The sequence below is a fragment of the Eubacterium sp. AF15-50 genome, assembly GCF_934835595.1.
GTDB lineage: Bacteria > Bacillota > Clostridia > Lachnospirales > Lachnospiraceae > Eubacterium_G > Eubacterium_G segne.
Map to the genome: position 1 here is coordinate 1 of NZ_CAKVZL010000028.1, position 22,755 is coordinate 22,755.

Annotated in this window: 22 protein-coding genes; all 22 read left to right on the forward strand. The window is 34.2% G+C overall.

The genetic code is table 11. From position 1 onward, the window contains the following. A partial coding sequence (locus Q5O73_RS04985) for a signal recognition particle protein (protein ID WP_302669167.1) occupies positions 1 to 930 on the forward strand: 930 nt, incomplete at its 5' end. A gap of 44 nt (positions 931 to 974) precedes the next feature. Then, positions 975 to 1,220, forward strand: a complete 246-nt coding sequence (rpsP, locus tag Q5O73_RS04990) for a 30S ribosomal protein S16 (RefSeq protein ID WP_021953107.1) — start codon at positions 975 to 977, stop codon at positions 1,218 to 1,220. Positions 1,221 to 1,239: 19 nt separating this feature from the next. After that, on the forward strand, positions 1,240 to 1,470 hold the full coding sequence (locus Q5O73_RS04995) for a KH domain-containing protein (RefSeq protein WP_021953106.1): 231 nt from the start codon (positions 1,240 to 1,242) through the stop codon (positions 1,468 to 1,470). Positions 1,471 to 1,577: 107 nt separating this feature from the next. Continuing rightward, positions 1,578 to 2,087 carry a ribosome maturation factor RimM gene (gene rimM, locus Q5O73_RS05000; protein ID WP_021953105.1) on the forward strand — a complete coding sequence of 170 codons (510 nt, stop codon included), beginning with the start codon at positions 1,578 to 1,580 and terminating at the stop codon, positions 2,085 to 2,087. Further along, positions 2,087 to 2,815, forward strand: coding sequence for a tRNA (guanosine(37)-N1)-methyltransferase TrmD (trmD, locus tag Q5O73_RS05005; protein ID WP_302669168.1), 729 nt, complete (start codon positions 2,087 to 2,089; stop codon positions 2,813 to 2,815). The genes rimM and trmD overlap by 1 nt, the downstream gene beginning before the upstream one ends. A 117-nt stretch (positions 2,816 to 2,932) precedes the next feature. Further along, complete coding sequence (rplS, locus tag Q5O73_RS05010; protein ID WP_021953103.1) at positions 2,933 to 3,277, forward strand: 50S ribosomal protein L19; 345 nt, start codon at positions 2,933 to 2,935, stop codon at positions 3,275 to 3,277. A gap of 70 nt (positions 3,278 to 3,347) precedes the next feature. Continuing rightward, positions 3,348 to 4,190 carry a ribosome biogenesis GTPase YlqF gene (ylqF, locus tag Q5O73_RS05015; RefSeq protein WP_021953102.1) on the forward strand — a complete coding sequence of 281 codons (843 nt, stop codon included), beginning with the start codon at positions 3,348 to 3,350 and terminating at the stop codon, positions 4,188 to 4,190. A gap of 9 nt (positions 4,191 to 4,199) precedes the next feature. After that, entirely contained in the window at positions 4,200 to 4,955 is a 756-nt protein-coding gene (locus tag Q5O73_RS05020) for a ribonuclease HII (RefSeq protein WP_118588639.1), read from the forward strand. A gap of 14 nt (positions 4,956 to 4,969) precedes the next feature. Further along, entirely contained in the window at positions 4,970 to 5,320 is a 351-nt protein-coding gene (locus Q5O73_RS05025; protein ID WP_021953100.1) for a YraN family protein, read from the forward strand. 14 nt (positions 5,321 to 5,334) lie between these two features. Then, the gene (pgeF, locus tag Q5O73_RS05030) at positions 5,335 to 6,189 is read left to right on the forward strand and encodes a peptidoglycan editing factor PgeF (RefSeq protein ID WP_302669169.1); all 855 of its coding nucleotides are present in this window, start codon (positions 5,335 to 5,337) and stop codon (positions 6,187 to 6,189) included. A 19-nt stretch (positions 6,190 to 6,208) separates the two neighbouring features. Then, positions 6,209 to 7,531: a ribosome biogenesis GTPase Der gene (gene der, locus Q5O73_RS05035; RefSeq protein WP_118588637.1), complete on the forward strand. Its 1,323-nt coding sequence runs from the start codon at positions 6,209 to 6,211 to the stop codon at positions 7,529 to 7,531. Beyond that, a complete protein-coding gene (gene plsY / locus Q5O73_RS05040) occupies positions 7,531 to 8,199 on the forward strand; it encodes a glycerol-3-phosphate 1-O-acyltransferase PlsY (protein ID WP_021953097.1) in 669 nt (222 codons plus the stop codon). Before der ends, plsY begins: the two co-directional genes overlap by 1 nt. Beyond that, the gene (locus tag Q5O73_RS05045; RefSeq protein WP_021953096.1) at positions 8,192 to 9,205 is read left to right on the forward strand and encodes an NAD(P)H-dependent glycerol-3-phosphate dehydrogenase; all 1,014 of its coding nucleotides are present in this window, start codon (positions 8,192 to 8,194) and stop codon (positions 9,203 to 9,205) included. The genes plsY and Q5O73_RS05045 overlap by 8 nt, the downstream gene beginning before the upstream one ends. A 66-nt stretch (positions 9,206 to 9,271) precedes the next feature. Further along, positions 9,272 to 10,840, forward strand: a complete 1,569-nt coding sequence (gene cls, locus Q5O73_RS05050) for a cardiolipin synthase (protein ID WP_302669170.1) — start codon at positions 9,272 to 9,274, stop codon at positions 10,838 to 10,840. Between the two features lie 57 nt (positions 10,841 to 10,897). After that, positions 10,898 to 12,364, forward strand: coding sequence for a stage IV sporulation protein A (gene spoIVA / locus Q5O73_RS05055; protein WP_118588636.1), 1,467 nt, complete (start codon positions 10,898 to 10,900; stop codon positions 12,362 to 12,364). Between the two features lie 132 nt (positions 12,365 to 12,496). Beyond that, positions 12,497 to 15,451 (forward strand): glycoside hydrolase family 71/99-like protein, encoded by a 2,955-nt coding sequence (locus tag Q5O73_RS05060; RefSeq protein ID WP_302669171.1) that lies wholly within the window; start codon positions 12,497 to 12,499, stop codon positions 15,449 to 15,451. Positions 15,452 to 15,620: 169 nt separating this feature from the next. After that, positions 15,621 to 16,568 (forward strand): PP2C family serine/threonine-protein phosphatase, encoded by a 948-nt coding sequence (locus Q5O73_RS05065; protein ID WP_302624254.1) that lies wholly within the window; start codon positions 15,621 to 15,623, stop codon positions 16,566 to 16,568. Positions 16,569 to 16,578: 10 nt separating this feature from the next. After that, positions 16,579 to 18,390: a serine/threonine-protein kinase gene (locus Q5O73_RS05070; protein WP_302669172.1), complete on the forward strand. Its 1,812-nt coding sequence runs from the start codon at positions 16,579 to 16,581 to the stop codon at positions 18,388 to 18,390. A gap of 1 nt (position 18,391) precedes the next feature. Continuing rightward, on the forward strand, positions 18,392 to 18,805 hold the full coding sequence (locus Q5O73_RS05075) for a hypothetical protein (RefSeq protein WP_021953090.1): 414 nt from the start codon (positions 18,392 to 18,394) through the stop codon (positions 18,803 to 18,805). A 15-nt stretch (positions 18,806 to 18,820) separates the two neighbouring features. Then, positions 18,821 to 20,992, forward strand: coding sequence for a hypothetical protein (locus Q5O73_RS05080; protein WP_302669173.1), 2,172 nt, complete (start codon positions 18,821 to 18,823; stop codon positions 20,990 to 20,992). A 20-nt stretch (positions 20,993 to 21,012) separates the two neighbouring features. Continuing rightward, entirely contained in the window at positions 21,013 to 21,915 is a 903-nt protein-coding gene (locus Q5O73_RS05085) for a hypothetical protein (RefSeq protein WP_302669174.1), read from the forward strand. Between the two features lie 236 nt (positions 21,916 to 22,151). Then, positions 22,152 to 22,755: tyrosine--tRNA ligase (gene tyrS / locus Q5O73_RS05090; protein ID WP_302669175.1), on the forward strand; the 604-nt coding region annotated here is incomplete at its 3' end.

Consider the following 22,755-nt stretch of genomic DNA (forward strand, 5'->3'; position numbering starts at 1 on the left):
GTTTACCGTCCTGCAGCTATTGACCAGTTAAAAATTAACGGTGAGAAACAGCAGGTTCCTGTATTTGCCATGGGAGACAAACAAAAGCCTCTTAATATTGCAAAGGCAAGTATTGAACATGCCAAAAAGAATGGCAATAATGTAGTTATTTTAGATACGGCAGGACGTTTACATGTTGATGAGGACATGATGAATGAACTTGTGGAAATAAGAGACAATATTGATATTACACAGACTGTATTAGTTGTAGATGCCATGACAGGACAGGATGCTGTAAATGTAGCTAAGGAGTTTAATGAAAAAATCGGTATTGACGGTATTATCGTTACTAAGTTAGACGGTGATACAAGAGGTGGTGCGGCATTATCAATTAAGGCAGTTACCGGAAAGCCGATTCTTTATATAGGTATGGGAGAGAAACTTTCAGATTTAGAACAGTTTCATCCCGACAGAATGGCTTCAAGAATCCTTGGTATGGGTGATGTGTTATCACTTATTGAAAAGGCTGAACAGGCTATAGATCAGGATAAGGCAAAAGAAATGGAACAAAGGCTTAGAAAGGCACAGTTTACATTTGATGATTATCTTGAATATATGGGACAGATTAAGAACATGGGTGGTTTGTCATCACTTATTAATATGATTCCCGGGGTAGGCGGTCAGATTAAGGATGACATGCTTCCTGATGAGAAACAGTTGGAAAAAATAGAAGCTATTATTTTTTCAATGACTAAAGAAGAAAGAGGAAATCCTGACCTGATTAATCCGTCAAGAAAAAGACGTATTGCCAATGGAGCAGGTGTAGACATTAGTGAAGTAAACAAACTGGTTAAGCAGTTTGAACAGGCAAGAAAAATGATGAAGAATATGCCTGGAATGATGGGGGGCAGGAAAAAACGAGGTGGATTTAAAATGCCTTTTGGCTTTTAGATATAATTGACTAATTATCAGATAAAATTTATGGAGGTAAAAAAATGGCAGTAAAAATTAGATTAAAGAGAATGGGAAAGAAGAGAAATCCTGTTTACAGAATAGTTGTTGCTGATTCAAGATCACCTAGAGATGGAAGATTCGTTGAAGAAATCGGAACATATGATCCAAATCAGGAACCAAGCTTAGTTACTGTAAATGAAGAAGCTGCAAAGAAATGGTTAGCTAACGGAGCACAGCCAACAGAAACAGTTGGAAAGCTTTTAAAGCAGGCCGGAATTGAAAAATAATTAATCGGAGGGCAGATTCATGAAAGAATTGGTAGAAACAATTGCAAAAGCACTTGTTGACTCTCCTGATGAAGTTGTAGTAACCCAGACAGAAAATGAAAGGGAAATTGTTATACAGTTACATGTTGCTTCAGATGATATGGGCAAGGTAATTGGAAAGCAGGGAAGAATTGCAAAGGCTATTCGTTCAGTAGTAAAGGCTGCATCTTCTAAATATGACAAGAAAGTTAAAGTAGAAATAGCAGAATAAAGTATTACTTTAATGCAAGTGCAACAAGGCTGGAGATTATTTCCAGCCTTGTTATTTCTATAGGTGATTTTAAAAAAATACATGCATTATATCAAGGCGAGGAAAAGATGGAAAAATATTTAAGAGTTGGAGTTATAACATCTACCCATGGTGTTCATGGTGAAGTAAAAGTTTATCCTACAACAGATGACGTAAGAAGATTTGACTACTTAAAGGATGTAGTTTTAGATACAAAAAAAGGATATATGGAATTACAGGTTACAGGGGTAAAATATTTTAAAAACATGGTTATTTTGCGTTTTAAACAATTTGACAACGTAGACCAGGTTATTCCCTATAAAGGAATGGATTTACTTGTAACAAGGGAAAATGCAGTACCTCTTGAAGAAGGGGAATATTTTATAGCAGATATGGTAGGATGTAAAATCATTACTGATGAAGGGGAAGATTTCGGAGAGTTAGTGGATGTAATGCAAACAGGGGCAAACGACGTATATGTTGTCAAAACCCATGAAGGAAAAGAAGTGTTGCTTCCGGCCATAGATGAGTGTGTGTTGGAAAAAAATATTGAAAACAAGGTTATAAAAGTTCATATAATGAAAGGATTATTAGATTAATGAATTTTCACGTTTTGACATTGTTTCCTGAAATGATTGAACAGGGGGTAAATACAAGTATTACCGGAAGGGCAATTCAGAATAATCTTATTAGCGTAAATGCAATTAACATAAGAGATTTTGCAGGAAATAAATATGGTCAGGTAGACGATTATCCATATGGTGGCGGTGCCGGAATGGTTATGCAGCCGGGGCCTGTATATAGAAGCTACGAGTCTGTGGTGGAAAAAATTGGCTACGCTCCAAGAGTTCTTTACATGACACCTCAGGGAAAGGTTTTTAACCAGGGTATGGCTGAAGAATTCGCAAAGGAAAAGGATATTGTTTTTCTATGCGGTCATTATGAAGGAATTGATGAGCGGGTGCTGGAGATGATAGTTACAGATAACGTGTCCATTGGAGATTATGTACTTACGGGAGGGGAGCTTCCGTCTATGGTTATGATTGATGCCATATCAAGATTAGTTCCCGGAGTGCTTAACAATGAAGTTTCAGCGGAATTTGAATCTTTTAATGATAATCTGTTGGAGTATCCTCAGTATACAAGGCCGGCAAGGTTTATGGAAAAGGATGTTCCGCCTATTCTTTTGTCAGGAGACCATGGAAAGGTTGACAGGTGGAGAAGAAATCAATCCATTCTAAGAACAATGGAAAGAAGGCCGGACTTAATGGAAAAGGCTAAACTGGATAAGGAAGACCTCAAATTCATAAGAACCATGGAAAAATAATACTTGCAAAAAAAGACAAGTTATGTTAAGATAACAAATGCTGTATAAAAGTAATAAAAGATGGTCCTCTGTTACCGGTCTGGTATTAAGAACATCGGAATAAATGAGGAGGATATTATGCAGGAATTAATCAAAGAAATTGAAGCAGCTCAGATTAAGGAAGTTACAGATTTTAACGTAGGTGATACTATTAAGGTTCACGCTAAGATCGTGGAAGGAAACCGTGAAAGAATTCAGGTTTTTGAAGGTCTTGTTATTAAGAAACAGGGTGGAAGCAACAGAGCAACATTTACTGTAAGAAAGAACTCAAATGGTATCGGTGTTGAAAGAACATGGCCACTTTACTCACCATCAATCGCTAACATCGAAGTTGTTAGAAGAGGTAAAGTTAGAAGAGCTAAACTTAACTACATCAGAAGCAGAGTTGGTAAAGCTGCTAAGGTTAAAGAATTAGTTAAATAATAATGACTACTTTCAAAAGGAGCGGGTTTTACTCGTTCCTTTTTTCGTCATTTAAAACAGGGAGATTGTAATGGATTATCAGTGGTATCCGGGGCATATGACTAAGGCTATGCGCCAGATGAAAGAAGATATAAAACTTATAGATTTAGTTATAGAATTATTAGATGCAAGAATTCCCATTAGCAGTAGAAATCCTGACATAGATAATTTGGGAAAAAATAAGGCAAGACTTGTTTTGCTTAACAAATCAGATTTAGCTGATGAAGCACAGAACAATAAATGGATACAGTATTTCAAGGATAAGGGAATTATTGCCTTAAAAATTAATTCAAAAAATAAACAGGGAATTAAAGATATAAACAATGCGGTTTTAACTGTATGTAAAGAAAAAATAGAACGGGATAAAAGAAAAGGTATAAAAAACAGACCTGTAAGGGCTATGGTAGTTGGAATACCTAATGTGGGAAAATCTACATTTATTAATGCATATGCAGGTAAAAATTGTGCCAAAACAGGAAACAAGCCGGGAGTAACCAAGGGAAAGCAGTGGATTAGGCTTGGTAAGAACTTAGAACTGTTAGACACACCGGGAGTGTTGTGGCCTAAGTTTGATGACCAGAAAATTGGATTGCACCTTGCTTTTATCGGTTCAATGAATGATAATAATCTTGATATGGCAGAACTGGCTTATCAGCTTATCAAGGAAGTCTCAAAAACATATCCGGAGGCATTTCTTAACAGATATGGTATAGTGGGAGATGAAGACCCTTTACAGGTAATGTATCAGGTAGCGGAAGTCAGAGGATGCAAGTTAAAAGGTAACAAACCTGATCTTGATAAAACATCATCTATGATTATGGATGATTTTAGAAGTGGAAAGTTAGGCAGAATAACTATTGACTGCTTGAATTAGAGGAATAAAATGCAAAGTATTAACGAGATAAAAGAGATACTTAAAAACACAGATGTAACAGCCCTAAGTGAATTTATAAAGCATTATAATACTGATGAAAGAAGCGGTGTTAAAAAGCTGGTACTTAAGGCAGAAAAAGAAATAGAGGCTTATAATAAGGAAGTTGCCAGAACCGAAAATCTGAAATTTTTTGAAAATAAGTATAGTGATTATAATTATATTTGTGGAATTGATGAGGTGGGAAGAGGTCCTCTTGCGGGTCCGGTAGTTGCCGGAGCGGTTATATTGCCAAAGGATTGTGATATTTTGTATATTAATGATTCCAAAAAGCTTACGGCATCCAAAAGAGAGGAATTATTTCAGATAATAATGGAAAAGGCAGTAAGTGCCAAAACGGCTTTGGTAAGCCCTCAGTATATAGATAAAGTAAACATTTTGCAGGCAACATATGAGGCTATGAGAAAAGCCATTGCAACTTTAAATGTGCAGCCTGATATTTTGTTAAATGATGCAGTAAATATCCCTTTGGTTAATATTAAACAGGTTCCTATTATAAAAGGAGATGCCAAAAGCATTTCCATAGGGGCTGCAAGTATTATTGCAAAGGTTACAAGGGATGCAATGATGGTGGAATATGACAAAATATATCCGGAATATGATTTCGCATCTAATAAGGGATATGGCTCTGCAAAGCATATAGAAGCCCTGAAGAAATATGGTCCATGTCCAATTCACAGAAGGTCATTTATACATAATTTTATATAACATAAAGGGGATACATGAACAAACGTAATATTGGCAGTCTGTATGAGGAAAAGGCAGTAGAATATCTTAAAAATAATGGCTTTACGGTTATTGTTAAAAATTTCAGATGCCCTAAGGGTGAGATTGATATTATAGCCATAAAAGAGGATATATTGCGGTTTATTGAGGTAAAATACAGAAAAAATACTGAATACGGATATGCAAAAGAGGCAGTAAATAAGACAAAAATGAATAAAATATATAATTCGGCAATGTGGTTTATTACCTGTAATCCGGTATATTCAGACACCCAGTGCAGTTTTGATGTAATAAGTATTCAGGGTGATAATATTGAGTATATTTTTAACAGTTTTAATTCATTTTAATAGATGAGGTATAAATGAAAAATATAGTTATTTTAAATAAAGAAAACAGAAATAGTACAAGGATTAACTTTAAAGATAATGTTCCTTATATATCTTACAGGGCTCTTGCTGATATTAAGTGGCTTAAAAACGGATTTTCAACCAGACTTGGAGGGGTAAGCGAGGGAGTTCTTTCTACCATGAATTTAGGCTTTGGAAGAAATGATTTGCCGGAAAATGTTGTAAAGAACCATGAAATTATTGCAAATGCCATTGGATTTAATCCTGAAAATATCGTGGCAAGTAAGCAAACTCACACAACAAATGTAAAAATAGTGTCAAAAAAAGATTGTGGCAAAGGTATTTACAGGGAACGGGATTATGATGATGTAGATGGAATGATAACCAATGGAAAGGGAATTGTATTGGCAACATATTTTGCAGACTGTGTTCCTTTGTATATGGTAGATACTAAAAATAAAGCCATAGGACTTAGTCATTCAGGATGGAGAGGAACTGTAGGAAAAATAGGAAAGGTTACTTTGGATTTAATGAAAGAAACTTACGGAACCAATCCTAAGGATGTAATAGCCTGCATCGGACCTTCAATATGCAGAGACTGCTACGAAGTAAGTGAAGATGTGGCAACTGAATTTGAAGCTGCTTTTAAGGGTAGGAAAAAAGATATTTTAATTAATAAAGGTAATGGTAAATATCAGTTGGATTTGTGGGAATGTAATTATATAATATTTAAGGAATGTGGTGTATACGAAGAAAACATACATATGCCGGATATTTGTACATGTCACAACATGGAAATGATGTTTTCCCACAGGGCAACACAAGGCAGAAGAGGAAATCTTGCTGCATTTTTAAGTATAGATAAATGATAAACAGAGAGGTGTATATATGAATAAACCTATAGTAGCTATAGTTGGAAGACCAAATGTAGGAAAATCTACATTATTTAATGCATTAGCAGGTCAGATGATTTCAATAGTAAAGGATACTCCGGGAGTAACAAGAGATAGAATATATGCAGATATTGACTGGCTTAACCACCAGTTTACATTAATTGATACAGGAGGAATTGAGCCGGACAGCAGTGATATTATATTGTCACAAATGAGAGAACAGGCGCAGATTGCCATAGATACTGCAGATGTTATAATTTTTATGACAGATGTAAAACAGGGACTTATTGATGCTGATGCAAAAGTGGCAGATATGCTTAGAAGAAGCAGAAAACCGGTTATTCTTGTAGTAAATAAAGTGGATAATTACAATAAAATGATGGCAGATGTTTTTGAGTTTTATAACTTGGGAATCGGGGAGCCTATAGCAATTTCAGCAGCCCAGAGAAGCGGACTTGGTGATATGTTAGATAAGGTTACTGAGCATTTTGCATCTCTTAAGCTAGAGGCAGAGGATGATGACAGACCTCGAATTGCCATAGTGGGAAAACCAAATGTAGGAAAGTCCTCTATTATCAACAAACTTACAGGAGAAAGCAGGGTAATTGTTTCTAATATTGCAGGAACTACAAGAGATGCCATTGATACAGACGTTAAATGGAACGGAAGGGAATATGTATTTATAGATACGGCAGGACTTAGAAGAAAATCAAAGGTAAAGGAAGAAATTGAAAAATACAGTATTATAAGAACCGTTACTGCAGTGGAACGTGCCGATGTGGTGGTTATTGTAATTGATGCCATTGAAGGAGTAACGGAGCAGGATGCTAAAATAGCAGGTATTGCCCATGAAAACGGTAAAGGTGTCATTATTGCAGTAAATAAATGGGACGCCATAGAAAAGAATGACAAAACGGTTTATGAATATAGTAATAAAGTAAGACAAATTTTATCTTTTATGCCATATGCGGAAATTATGTTTATTTCAGCTTTAACAGGACAGAGATTATACAAACTTTTTGACATGATTGATTTTGTAATTGAAAATCATTCAATGAGAGTTGAAACAGGAATACTTAATGAAATTATGGCAGAGGCAGTTGCTATGCAGCAACCACCATCAGATAAGGGTAAGAGATTAAAACTGTTTTATATTACTCAGGTTGCGGTAAAACCACCTACATTTGTTATTTTTGTAAATGACAAAGAATTAATGCACTTTTCTTACACAAGATATATTGAAAATAAGATTCGTGAAGCATTTGGATTTAAGGGAACTCCTCTTAGATTTATTATCAGGGAAAGGAAGGAAAAGTAATGGTTTTACAAAAGGCACTTTGTATTATAATAGGATATGTTTTCGGTTTGTTTCAGACGGGATTTATCATTGGGAAAATGCATAATATAGATATAAGGGATTATGGCAGTGGTAATTCAGGAACTACCAATACCATGAGAACTTTAGGTAAAAAATATGGATTTATAACATATTTTGGGGATGCCCTAAAGGCTGTTTTTGCCATTATCCTTACATCATTTATGTTTGGAAAAGTATGTAGTGACAGTATGATGGTTATTGCTTTATATACGGGACTTGGAGTAGTTCTGGGACACAATTTTCCTTTTTATATGAATTTTAAAGGGGGAAAGGGAATAGCGGCATCATCAGGAGTGATTTTTGCAATATCATTTTTTGACTGGAAGTTTGTTATAATGGGCTTTTTGACATTCTTTATAGCCCTTTATCTCACAAAATATGTATCATTTAGTTCTCTTTGCATGATGACGGGATTTTTTATTGAAATGATTGTATGGGGACAGTTGGGAATGGTACATAACCTCCATAGCAATGATAAAATAGAAGCTTATATTTTAGTTTTCATTATGACTGCTCTTTCTTTTATAAGACATAAAGAAAATATTAAGCGTCTTTTAAATGGAACTGAGAGAAAAATCGGTCATAAAAAGGAGGAAAGCAATGGCTAAAGTTGCAGTACTTGGCGGTGGCGGATGGGCTATCGCTTTAGCAAAGGTTTTATATGAAAATGGAAATGATGTTACTTTGTGGTCATTTCTTCAAAAAGAAGTAGACGAGCTTACAAATGACAGGGAAAATAAAATATGCCTTCCGGGAATTAAGATTCCCGAAGCAATTCATATTACAAACAGCATGGAAGAGGCTGCAAAGGACAAGGAAATGATTGTTATGGCAGTGGCATCCTCCTATGTAAGAAGCACTTCAAAACTGTTAAAACCCTATGTAGATGAAGGTCAGATAGTTGTTGATGTGGCAAAGGGTATAGAAAATGAAACCTTTGACACAATGACGGAAATTATTGAACAGGAAATTCCGGGAGTAGAGGCTGTGGTTTTATCAGGGCCAAGTCACGCAGAGGAAGTGGCAAGAAACATACCTACAGTAGTGGTTGTTGGGGCTAAAAAATTCAAAGTTGCCTTGAAAGTTCAGAATCTGTTTGCCAATAAGGTTTTTAGAACCTATATAAGCCCTGACAGAAAAAGCATAGAATTAGGCGGTTCCCTTAAAAACGTTATAGCTTTAGCTGCGGGAATTATTGATGGTTTGGGTTTTGGAGATAATACGGAAGCTGCCCTTATTACCCGTGGAATAAAGGAAATCACCCAATTAGGCGTTGAAATGGGGGGTAATGCCAAGACTTTTTACGGACTTTCAGGAATCGGGGATTTAATTGTTACATGTAACAGTAAACATTCAAGAAACAGAAGAGCCGGTGTGCTTATTGGTAAAGGCTATACCCTTGATGAGGCTGTAAAAGAAGTAAAAATGGTAGTAGAGGGTGCTGTATCAGCTAAGGCGGCATTAGAGCTTGCAAGAAAATATAATGTCAGCGTTCCTATTATTGAGGCGGTTAATCAGGTTTTGTTTGAGGGAAAAACTGCTATTGACGGAATGTGGGAATTAATGGAAAGAGAGCAGACAAACGAATATAGGGATTTGCAGTGGGATGAATAAGTCTTATGATACTTAAATCATATTTATTTAACCTGAATTTATAACAATTATAACTATGGAGGTTTTATGGAACATAGGAAAATAAATAAACCTGAGCACAAAGGAAAAAAAGGACTTGCGGCATTTCTCTTTAGCCGTATTTTCATATTCGGTCTTATGGTGGCATTGCAGGTAGGAGTGTTTATGGCTTTGGCATACAATGCTTCTTTAAGTAAAGGAATGTCCTATTGCATTACAATTTTACAGATTCTTGTAGTTATATATATTGTAAATGATAAATCAGACCCTACCATGAAGCTTATCTGGGTTATATTCATTATGATTGTTCCGGCATTTGGGATATTGATGTATCTTTATTTTATGCTACAGCCGGGGTCAATTTTGCTTAAGAAAAAACTTGAACATATTGACGTAAGGTCAGACAGATATTTAATTCCTGACCAGAATATATACAATGATTTGCAGATTCAGGATAAACAGGTGTCCATGATTGCTAAATATGTATACGACAACACAGGATGCCCGGTATATAGAAATACGGAAGTTACATATTTTAACTGTGGTGAAGCCAAGTATAAGGCATTAATTGAGCAGTTAGAGGAAGCACAGAATTTTATATTTATGGAGTACTTTATTATTGAGGAAGGAAGAGTTTGGAATTCCATTTTAAGAGTCCTTGAAAAGAAAGTACAGCAGGGGGTTGAAGTCCGTGTAATGTATGATGGGTTATGTTCCCTTACAAAGCTTCCTGTAGGATATTTTAAGAAGTTAAGAAGAAAAGGCATTAAGTCTAAAACCTTTGCTCCGGCAAGACCGTTTTTTACCACCCAGCAAAATAATAGGGATCACCGTAAGGTTTTGGTTATTGACGGCAAGGTGGCATTTACAGGGGGCATAAATTTAGCTGATGAATATATGAATATAGTGGAACGATTCGGTTACTGGAAGGATACGGCAGTTATGCTCAGAGGGGATGCTGCTAAAAGCTTTACCCTTATGTTTTTGCAAATGTGGAATGTAACTGAAAAGACCATAGGAAATTTTGACAGATATTTAGACATTGATATTCCTTATAAATTCCCAAATAACGGTTATGTTATTGGCTATGGAGATGATCCATTTGGGAAGGAACATGTTGGAGAGTCAGTGTATTTGCACATAATAAATACTGCAAACAGATATTTACATATTGTAACTCCATACCTTGTAATTGATAATGTTATGATGTCATCCCTTAAATTTGCTGCAAAGCGTGGGGTTGATGTGAAAATTGTAATGCCGGGAATACCTGATAAGGCATATGCATTTTGCTTAGCAAGAACCTATTACAGTGAGTTAATTGAAGCGGGAGTTGAAATATATGAGTATACTCCGGGATTTACCCACGCCAAAATGTTTATCAGTGATGATGAAAAGGCTACAGTAGGAACTATAAATCTTGATTACAGAAGTTTGTTTCTACATTTTGAAAACGGATGTTTTATTTATAAAAACAAGACAATTTTAGATATTGAAGAAGATTACCAGCAAATGTTAAAGGACTCTAAAAAGGTATCTCTTATAGAGTGCAGAAACAGGCCGGTATTATATAAGGCGTGTGGAAAAGTTTTAAGACTTTTAGCACCTCTTATGTAATAAAAACAATCCTCTTTGCGTATATTTTAGTATTAATATATGCAAGGAGGATTTTTTATGGATTTTAACGTATATAAAGACATAGAAAAACGAACAAATGGAGAGATTTACATAGGTGTTGTAGGGCCGGTGAGAACAGGAAAGTCAACTTTTATTAAGAATTTTATGGATGTGGCAATTGTTCCAAATATTGAAGATGATAATGAGGTAAAAAGAACAATGGATGAACTTCCCCAGTCGTCTTCAGGAAAAACAATTATGACTACAGAGCCTAAATTTATTCCTAACAATGCTGTTGCCATTAAAATCGGTGGGAAAGCCGATGTAAAGGTAAGGCTTATTGATTGTGTGGGATTTATGGTAGATGGAGCCACGGGACATATGGAAGATGACAAAGAGCGGATGGTAAAGACACCATGGTTTGATTACGATATTCCTTTTTCCAAGGCGGCTGAAATTGGGACAGAAAAAGTTATTTCAGAACATTCAACAATAGGTGTTGTCATAACGTGTGACGGAAGCTTTACCGACATAGAGCCGGAGGCGTATAACAGGGCTTTGGATAAAACGGTAAAGGAATTAATGAGTATAAATAAGCCTTTTATAATTTTGGTAAATTCCTTAGACCCTACATCTAATGAATGTCAGGCTTTAACGGCAGAAATTGCAGCAAAATATAACGTGTCCACATTGGCCATAAACTGCCTTAGATTGAATGAAATGGATGTAAATAACATACTGGAAAATATTTTGTTTGAATTTCCTATAACGGAGATTGTTTACAATGTACCGAAATGGCTGGAAATTATGGATTTTGAAAATGAACTTATGAAGTATATTGTGAATTTCTCTAAAGATGTACTTTCAAAAATTATTAAAATAAAGGATATTAAGAAGTTAAAGCTTCAGCCTGACGGAGAGTATATTAAAGGGGCACAAATGGCTTCAGTTGAACTTTCTAATGGAAAACTGGTATTTAATTATGATATAGATGAAAAATATTATTACGATATGCTGACAAACATGACAGGAACCAAAATTGAGAATCAGCTCCAACTTATAAAAATGGTAAGGGAGATGGCTTCCCAGAGAAGCAATTACATTAAGGTCAATGAGGCAATAAGCAAAGTGAGAAATACCGGATACGGCATTGTCACACCGGATAAGGAAGAAATTGTTCTTGAAAATCCGGAGCTTATCAGAAGTGGCAATAAATATGGGGTAAAAATCAAGGCAACTGCGCCTTCGATACATTTTGTTAAAGCAAATATTTTAACGGAAATATCTCCTATTATAGGGAGTGAGGAGCAGGCAAAGGATTTAATTGACTTTATTAATAACAAAGAAAGCGAAGATAATATCTGGGAAACAAATATTTTTGGAAAATCCATAGGTCAGATTGTAGATGAAGGAATAATGACGAAAATAAATAATTTAACAGAGGAAACCCAGTCAAGAATGCAGGGAACAATTGAGAAGATTACTAATGACCAAAGTAGGGGAGTTATATGCATTGTGCTGTAAAAAACGTATAAATGACAAAATAATTGTGACTTTTTCCTAAAACATGCTTGTCTATTAAATATATAAATGTTAATATTAATAAATAAAGAGGTTTAACGTTTAACTTATTAAAAAATTATGGAGGAAAAAGATATGAGAAGAATTTTTTCGATTATTTTGTCTTTAGCTATGTTATTTACTATGCCGGGAATGGCACAGACATTAGTAACTACAGAAGTTAAAGCAACTGATGTGTCAGCATCAGGAGATTTTACATCGGGAAATTATGTAGGTCAGAATTTGGCATTTGTTGATGATTCAAACACAAGTGCTGAAGCTTATACCTATAAAGTTTCAAAGGAAGGTAAATCAGGAAGACTTATACCAAACAATAAATATGCATATTTTAAGGTTGAAAATAATGCAATAACACAAAGTGATAATGATTTGTTTGTGGAGGTTACATACTATGATGAAGGAAATGACTTTTTCCAGGTTCAGTATAATGCAACAGGCAGTAATTATAAGCAGGCTACCATAAATAAGTCAAATTCACTTACATGGGTTACAACAACGATATGTATAGATGATGCATCATTCAAAAAAGCACAAAACGGAGGATGCAACTTTAGAATTTGGGGAAGAGGAAATTCAGGTACAACCATCTCTAGCATTAAATTAACTAAGCAGTCAGTAAACCCTGACGCAGAACCTCTTGGAAAGAGAACCGGGGGAACTGCAAATTCAGAGTTCAAAGGAAAATCCTTTGCAGGATATCAGGGATGGTTTGGAACCGGTGGACAGTATAATTCATGGCAGCATTATGCATATGGTGATGCAGATGCTGATGGAACTAACTGGCCAAGACCGGGAAAGATTTCAATAGATTATTTCCCGGATGTAACTGAATATGCCGAAAGCTCATTGGCACAAACAGGTTTTTCTAATTTAGGAAACGGAAAGTCAACAAAGTTATTTGATTCAAATACAAAGGATGTTATTGATACTCACTTTAAATGGATGAATCAGTATGGAATAGACGGAGCTGCAATACAGCGTTTCGTTGGTGGTCTTACAGGTAGAACAATTACAGCTACCCAGGAAGCAACACAGCTTAAGAAAATTCAGAATGCTGCTGAAGCTAACAACAGACTTATGTATGTTATGTATGACATAAGTGGTGGCAGCCAGATTACTGATTCAAGCGATACAACTTCAATTAGTTCATATGTTAAGGATATGAAGTTTGACTGGGTGTACAATATTGAGCAGTCTCTTGAAATGTTAAACTCTAACGCATATGCTACAGTAGACGGAAAGCCTGTTGTATGTGTATGGGGATTTGGATTCAGCAATGCTGAAAATACAAGACCTAGCAGACGTGCTGACTACGAAGAAATCATTAGATTCTTCCATAGCAGAGGTTGTTATGTAATAATTGGTGTTCCAAGAGAATGGAGAAGTCAGAGCCAGTATATAGATATTTATAATCAGGCAGATATGATTTCACCATGGTATGTTGGTGCATTAGGAGCAGATGAAGGAAGTGTTGATTCAATTTACGCTAACTACTTAGATCCGGATATTACATATTGTAAAAATAATAATATGGATTATTATCCTGTTGTGTTCTCAGGATTTTCATGGACATTATGGCAAAATGGAAAGCCTAACATGATTGCAAGAAATGCAGGTCAGACATTCTGGAATCAGGCATATAAGTTAAAGCAAAGAGGTCTTGATGCATTCTATGTGGCTATGTTTGATGAATATGATGAAGGAACTGCCATTGCAAAGAATGCAAGTGATTATTTTGATATTCCAACAAATCAGTACTTTGTAACTGCAAGCTGTGACGGATACTGGCTTTCATCTGACTTCCAGCTGAGAGTGGTAAATGAAGCTATTAAGATGATGAAAGGTCAGAGAAGTACCGTAAGCAAGGTCCCTGTGGCACATTCTAACGGACCGATTTATTATAGAAACAGTTTTGAAAGTAAATATGTAACATGTGTTGATTCCAAGTATAATGGCAATTATCCGGTTGACCCATGTTTTAAGAACAATAAGGTTCTTTCATCAAGCAATGCCAGTGGTAATGCATCTATAGTAAAGAATAATACAGCAAAGACAGGTGATTATTTAGCAGCATTTAGTGGTAACGGAAATGGAAATAATTCATCATATATTTATCAGATTTCTGAAACTGCCATTAAAATTAAAAAGGGAATGAAGCTTTCATATTCTATGTATGCAGTAAATAACGGAGGCAGAAATACATATGTTGATTTATTGTTAGATGACGGAAGTTACGTAAGTGCAAGAGGATTTGCTTCAAATGGAGTTTCAATGGGCTCATCTTCAACCAAAGGAAATGTAGGAAGCTGGAGTGATTGTTCATTTACATTTGGCAGTGATAGTCTTGTAGGAAAGAGCATTGTAGGTGTTGCATTAGCATATGGCGGAAATGCAGGAAATTACAGCTCATACTTTGATAATATTATTATTGAAGATGGAGAAGGTCAGGGTGTTGAAGAAACAACAGAGGCACCAACTCAGCAGCCAACTACAGAAGCTCCTGTTTCAACAAATATGAAGTTGTCAATTAACGGATACCAGATTAGTTCAACTCTTGAGGGATTTAGAACAATTTATTCTATTAAGGATGATGACAAGGAAGCATCAGAGGTAGGACTTATATATGGTTTAACAGACAGAATATCAGAGAGTGATATGGTCGTTGGAAGTCAGAACCAGTATGTAACAGTAGCTAAAGCTACAGATGAAGGTAAGAATCCGTTTAAGCTTTCAGATGATGTAAACACAACAAGTTACACCATGACAATGCTTTATGGAAATTCCGGTACGGGAATGCTTAGCAGTAAAATATCTGTTAGAGCATATGCTAAGTTAAATAACGGTAAGTATGTTTATGGTGATATTAAGACAATGTCAATATATTCCGTGGCAAATGTTTTATATCAGCAAAAGAAAATGATTACATATTCAGGATATAATTATCTTTACGAAAAGATTTTAAATGTTGTAACTCCGGGATATACAAAAGTTGATTTCGACTGGGGTAATATAATTGTAAAAGGTAAATAAATTAATAGCTAAATAAAAAAAGAGTCTATTACTGGAATGGGTAATAGGCTCTTTTTTTGACTGTATCATATTAATTACAGATTACTTATTGACAAGTAAATATATTTATAATATTATTACATACAATATATTAATGCACATAAAATATGTAAACAAAAAGGAGAAAACAATGAAAAACAACTTACAATATGAAAACGTAGAACGAAACACCACATTACTAATAGAAAACGAGATGTGTGAGACGGAAGTTTTAAATGTGGAAGATTGTGAAACAACTTTATTGTATGAAAAAGAAGATTCCATATTTAATGAAACGTCATTATTAACAGAAGGCAGTAATGAATTAAAAATGAAATTTATGGCGGCAGTACATTCTGATGTGGGAATTTTCAAAAAACAAAATCAGGATAGTTTATGTTTGAAAATTGCTGATACACCATCAGGACAGGTGGCTTTTTTAGTGGTGTGTGATGGCATGGGAGGACTGAAAAAGGGTGAATTGGCAAGTGCAACAATAATAAGAACCATGTCAGAATGGTTTGAAAATTCCTTGCCTAAAATTATTGAATCCGGTTATGAAAATGAAAAAGTAAAAACAGACTGGGAAAACATTATAAAAGAACAAAATGAAATTATTAATGAATATGGTGAAAATAATCATTTGCAATTAGGAACTACGCTGACGGCACTTCTGGTGGTGGAAAATAATCTCCTGATCGTTCAGGTGGGAGATAGCAGAGTTTATAAACTAAGTGACACTATAGAACAGCTGACGGAGGATCAGACTGTTGTTCAAAGGGATATAAAATTGGGACTTATTACTCAGGAAGAAGGGAAAAAAGACCCAAGACAAAATGTTTTACTACAGTGTATTGGGGCATCAAGTGTTGTTGTACCTGAATTTACAGAGGGAAAGGTATCTGTAGGGGATGAATATTTATTATGCAGTGATGGATTCAGACACAAAATAACAGATAGTGAAATATATGGACTGTTAGCTTCTAATCTTATGACAAATGAAGCAATTATGAAAAAGAGTCTTGTAGACCTTGTAGAATTGAACAAAGGAAGAAAAGAAAAAGATAACATTACTGCAATGTTGTTAAAGGTAATTTAGGAGGAGCAATATGTCGAGAATAGGAGAGGTAATTGAGGGAAAGTATGAAATATTAAAGGAAGTAGGAAGAGGAGGTATGTCCGTTGTATATCTGGCAATGGATAACCGGTTAAATAAACAGTGGGCAGTAAAGGAAATTAAGAGAAAAGGAACAAACAGTGAAAATCAGATAGTAGTTCAAAGTCTTTTGTCGGAGGCTAATCGCATGAAAAGGTTAGACCATCCAAATCTTCCGAGAATAGTGGATATTATAGAAAACGGACAGACAATTTATATTGTTATGGATTACATAGAAGGTGAACCTCTTGACAAGATATTAAAAAAGAAAGGTGCACAGCCGGAGGCAGCTGTTATTGAATGGGGAATCCAATTAGCAGAAGTTTTAGATTATCTGCATACAAGGAAGCCACCTATTATTTATCGTGATATGAAGCCGGCTAATGTTATGCTTAAACCTGATGGAAATATTAAATTATACGATTTTGGTATTGCAAGAGAATATAAGGAACAGAATTCATCGGATACTGTAAGTCTTGGAACCAAGGGATATGCTGCACCGGAACAGTTTGGAGGAATGGGACAGACAGATGCCAGAACAGATGTATACGGACTGGGAGTAACACTTTATCATCTTGTAACGGGAAAAAATCCCTGTGAGCCACCTTATGAAATATTGCCAATCAGGGATGTAAATCCACAGTTATCTGTTGGATTAGAATATATTATTCAAAAGTGTACTCAGTTAAACCCGGATGAAAGATTTCAGTCATGTATGGAAGTGTTATATGCACTTAATCATTTAGATGAATTAGGAGAACCATATAGGAAAAAACAAAAGTCAAAGCTTAATAAGTTTATTTTGACATCTGCATTTACATTAATAATGGCGCTGGCAGGAACAGGAACACTTATAGGATATAGAACTACATTGAATCAGACCATTTCTGACACTATACGTGTATATGGTGCAGAGTCATCAAATGGTGGAAATCTTGACAAATTATATGAAGCAATTGATAAATACGGAATTGCACCGGGTAATAAATCATTAAACGAGTTGGTTACTAACTATTTGGACGTGTTTGAAGAAAATATTCTTAGTTTGTCAGGTGATTGCTTAAAGAAGGTGAATGATGGAACATTAACTGAACAGGAAAAAGAGAAATATAATCAGACTGAAAATGAAATGTTTAATCAGCTTGACAAAATTATTAATGAATCAGATGTGGAAAAATTAGACGAAGAGTATAGAAATGACATATATTTCAGAGCAGGGGATCTGTATATGGATTATTACATGTTTAGTGAAGGCAAAATGGATGACAATGTAATAAAAAGTCGTAATGAGGAAGCTGCTTTGAGATATAAAAAAGTGACAGATAATTACGATAAGAAAAATGTTCAGTTTAAAAACAGAATATGCGAAATAAGCAAGGTAATTAAGGCATTTAAAAAATCTTCAAGTGGGCTTAGTGATAATGGAAGTTCAATCACAGAAGAAGATCTGGTTAAGTATTGGAATGAAATGGTAAAGGCAATAGACGAAGAAGATTCATATATGAGAAAAGTTAACCTGTATCTTATAGTAGGGGATATAGTGTATGAACAAAGAACACAGTATTCTACTATATCAGATAATGACGTACGAAATCAGATAGAGGAATATTGTATAGATGCGTATGGATATTTAAAAAATGATGCTAATAAGAAGAACGTAGATAGTTCATCGGAAGAAAGCATTAATGAGAAAAGGGTTAAGGCTGAGACATACTTCTCAAATATATATCAGCAGATAGCAAAGAAAACAATGGAGGATAAATAATATGAACATAAATGACGTTTTAAGAATATTAACATATGTATTTTTTACTTTAGCAGCCATTTCTTTAATAACAAGTATTATTTTGTTCTTCAAACTTCGTATTAAAGAAGTTATTCAGGATCTGAATGGAACTTTGACACAGAAACAGGTTGAAGAGATGAGAAAAAGAAGTGGCAGCGATCAGCATAAAAATTATGGCCAGGATATTTTAGAAGGTGGATTAAATGACACAGGAAGCCTTGGAAAAACAGGAATGACAGGTAAAAATAAGACAGGAAAGTCGGGAAGAACAGGGCTTACAGGAAGAGTAATGGAAAAATCAGCATCTATGGAAGTGGCTAAAAATGCAAAATTTAATTCTAATTTTGTACTTGTTAAAAATATTGTTTACATTAATACATCAGAGTTTATTTAAAGGGGAGGGAATAATATGCATTTAGATGTTAAAAAATTTATAAAGACAATTATGCAGTTGGGTGTAGTGTGTATACTTCTCTTGGTATTTTCAGATGTTACACAGGTAAGCGCAGCAAGACCTAAAATGGTAATTGATTCAAGAAATAAGGAAGACAGAAATGTGCGGATTACAGTGACTGCAACAAACTTAGAAGAAGTGGATGTGGCTGAATTTTATTATTATGATAGAAAAAATCGAATTCACAATTTAAAAATATCAAATATCAGAAAATATAGAATTAACAAAAATACAATTATTTTAAAGTATAAATGTAATTTGAAGCAGTCAGGTAGTTATACATTAGCAATAGACATTATCTACAATAAAGGAACTTATTATAATATATATAAGGAGTTTTCATACATAAAAAAATCAGATAATAAGATATATGTTGGTTTAGGTGGGAAAGACAGGGAGGTAAATATAGATGGAGAGGTATATAGTAAAATAAAGCCATATATTTTACCTGATAATAGCGTAGAGGAAATAAGGGTTCCGGAGAAAAAATATTTAATAAAGGTCTTGTATAGAAGTCAGAAGAAAATAATATCAGAAAATGAGATATTTCTTAAGTGGGGAGAAAAGGTAGTATATCCTGTACAGATAATTTCAAAGAATAAAGAAAAATTAGCTGATAATTACATTCCGCATATTGCATATTTTGAACTAAATATTGCGGGGGATAATGAGGGAGCTATAACAGTGGAATCCGGAAACGATAAATTAACGCTTAGGAAAGTTTTAATAATTGATGGTACAAAACCGAAAATAAAAATTGACAATAAATTTACAGATAATAAAACAAAATACATTAATCACGATGTTTCAATACCGGTAACTATTGAGGAAAAGAATTTTGATTCAGGTAAAACAACTGTAAAAATAAATGGAAAAAATGCTACCGTATCATGGAGTGGAAGTGGCAATACCCATAGAGGCAATATTAAATTAGGTGAAGGGAAAAATATTGTAGAAGTCCAGTCCACAGATAAGGCAGGAAACAAGTCGGAAACAGTTAAATCATGTGTTGTTATTATTGATAAAAAAAGTCCCAAAGTAGTTATTAAGGGATTTGAAAACGGCACCGGAAAAGGCTTGAAAAATGGTGAGAAGGTTCCATATCCACTTAATATAATTCTTTCAGATGAAACAAAAATAGGAAAACATGTAGTAAGTTTATTTAAACTATCAGATGATGGAAAAAAAAAATCGAAAATCGATTTAAAATCGACGGTTGACGGAAACAGAATTGAATATTCAATTGATGATTTGAAGGATGATGGGTACTATACGCTGTCTATATATGTTACAGACTATGCAGGAAATTCACCAAAGAAAAATACTTTAAAATCAGATGGAAAACGCCCTTATGTTATATCTAAAGGAAAGGTAACAGGGGCATTTACGGTAAATAGAGATGGGTCTTTATATGTAGCGGAAAAGGAAGACTTGTTCGACAATCCCATAAAGGATTTAAATGACATAGTTATATATGAATATAACAAGAACGAGATAAGTAAAAGTAGCGTCGTGATAATAGATAGCATATCCACTAAAACTCTTGATTCTAATATGTATACTTTCAAAAAATTAGACAAGAGTGATAATCCAAAATACAGGTACGAATATAGGTATGTTATAAAAAAAGACAACTTTAATGAAGGAAATTATAACATACAGATTAATTCAACTTCTATTGCAGGACAAAATGGAACATTAATTGCAAGAACTAACGAAAGCAATAGCTTAAATAAGATGATTATCATTGATAAAACACCACCGGAAATAGTGATGTTTGAAGGTACTTCCAGTGGAAAAATCAAATTAAAAATACGTGACGATAATATGGACGAAAATTCCGTGAAAATTTTGATAGGTGATAAGTTTTATGACTTGAAGAAAAATGATGATGAATCAACATCCACAAATTCGGTTTTTGAAGGTGATATTGGTAAAAATCCTTTAAATGCCAAGATTTCCTGTAGTGATTTGGCGGGAAATATAACTAAAGGTGGAAAAATTACAATAATAAAAGAAAGTTACATAAAGCAGATATTGATATTTGGAGGACTAGCATTAGGAGCAATAGTTTTTATTGCTTTAACAGTTATAACCATTGTAATGGTTAATAGAAATAACAAATAAAAAGTGAGGCACAAGAGGAAATGAAGAAGAAAAAATGTATGATAACTTTGGTTATTTTTAGCATGTGGGTTGTAATGACAATAATTAACGGAAATTGCGTTGGTGCAATTAGAAATGAAAGTGAAGAAAGCTGTGGTGAAATTGAAACCACATCTAATTATACAGAAACAGTATCGCAGGAAGAAACAGAAAGTAAAAATGAAAGTACATCCGGTGAAACAACGTCAGATTTATCAGAGGAGATAACCTCATACTTAACAGAAGAAATAACATCTAATGTAACTGAAAACATATCAGTGGATGAAACAGGTCTTATAACAGAAACACAATGTACTATTGTACAACCCCTGAAGCCTGACAAAGAAGCAACGACCGCAAAAATAAAACAAAGAAACATAAAAATTGTAGTTTATAATAATGGTAAAAAATATGAGATTATAGAAAAAAATAAAAAAGAATTAGTGTTACCTAAAAATTATGAGAAAATGATTAAATCCTATCCTTTTCTTAAAAATGACGGATATGTTTTTTGTGGATGGTACAAGGGAAAAAATAAGGTGACTGTTATCAGGGAAAACACAGAACTTACATTAAAATGGCGAAAAATAAAAGTACGATTAATCAATGTTAAAAATGCTAAAGGGAAGGTAAGATTATATTTTAACAATAAGGATTGGAATAAAATAGATGGTATTGAGGTAATGTATTCACCTAATTTGAAATTTGCAAATTCAAGGATAATCAAATTGTCCACATGGAAGAAAAAAGTAAAGAGTTATGAATTTAAACACTCAGTGAAAAAGTTTAAAAATGGAAAAGCGTATTTTTTTAAAGTAAAGTTTTTTTATTATATTAATAGTAGAAAAAAGTATTATAAAGGAACAGGTCCATATAAATGGGTTCGCTACTACAAAAGAACATAATGTAATGTCTTTTAAAGCAGTTTTTCTCCCACCAATACATTGATTTCTACGCATTTATTACTTTATAATAGCCTTTAGTACAAAAAATCAGTGCTAAAACTCGCAAATATCAGGAAATTATTAGTTAATATAGGGATTAACGGGAGTTATTTCCTTGAAATAATTATTTCCATATGCTAAAATTATACATTGAGTTTATGAGCAATAATAAAAAGAGGAAAGGAATTTGTTCGATTATGAATACTTACGAAGAATTAAAGGCTCGTGGTCTTATTGCGCAGGTGACAGACGAGGAATTAATTAAAGATTTAATTAATAAAGGAGAGGCTGTTTTCTATATAGGTTTTGACCCTACAGCAGATAGTTTGCATGTTGGACATTTTATGGCTCTTTGCCTTATGAAGAGACTTCAGATGGCAGGAAACAAACCTATAGCATTGTTAGGTGGCGGAACAGCCATGATTGGTGATCCTTCAGGAAAAACAGATATGCGTAAAATGATGACTAAGGAGACTATCGATCATAATATTGAATGCTTTAAAAAGCAGATGAGCAGATTTATAGACTTTTCTGACGGAAAAGCATTAATGGTTAATAACGCTGACTGGTTATTGGACTTAAATTACATTGATGTTTTAAGAGATGTTGGAGCACATTTTAGCGTAAACAGAATGCTTACTGCAGAATGTTATAAGCAGAGAATGGAAAAAGGACTTACTTTCCTTGAATTTAACTATATGATTATGCAGAGTTATGACTTTTACAGATTGTATCAGGATTACGGCTGCAATTTACAGTTCGGTGGAGATGACCAGTGGAGCAACATGCTTGGTGGTACGG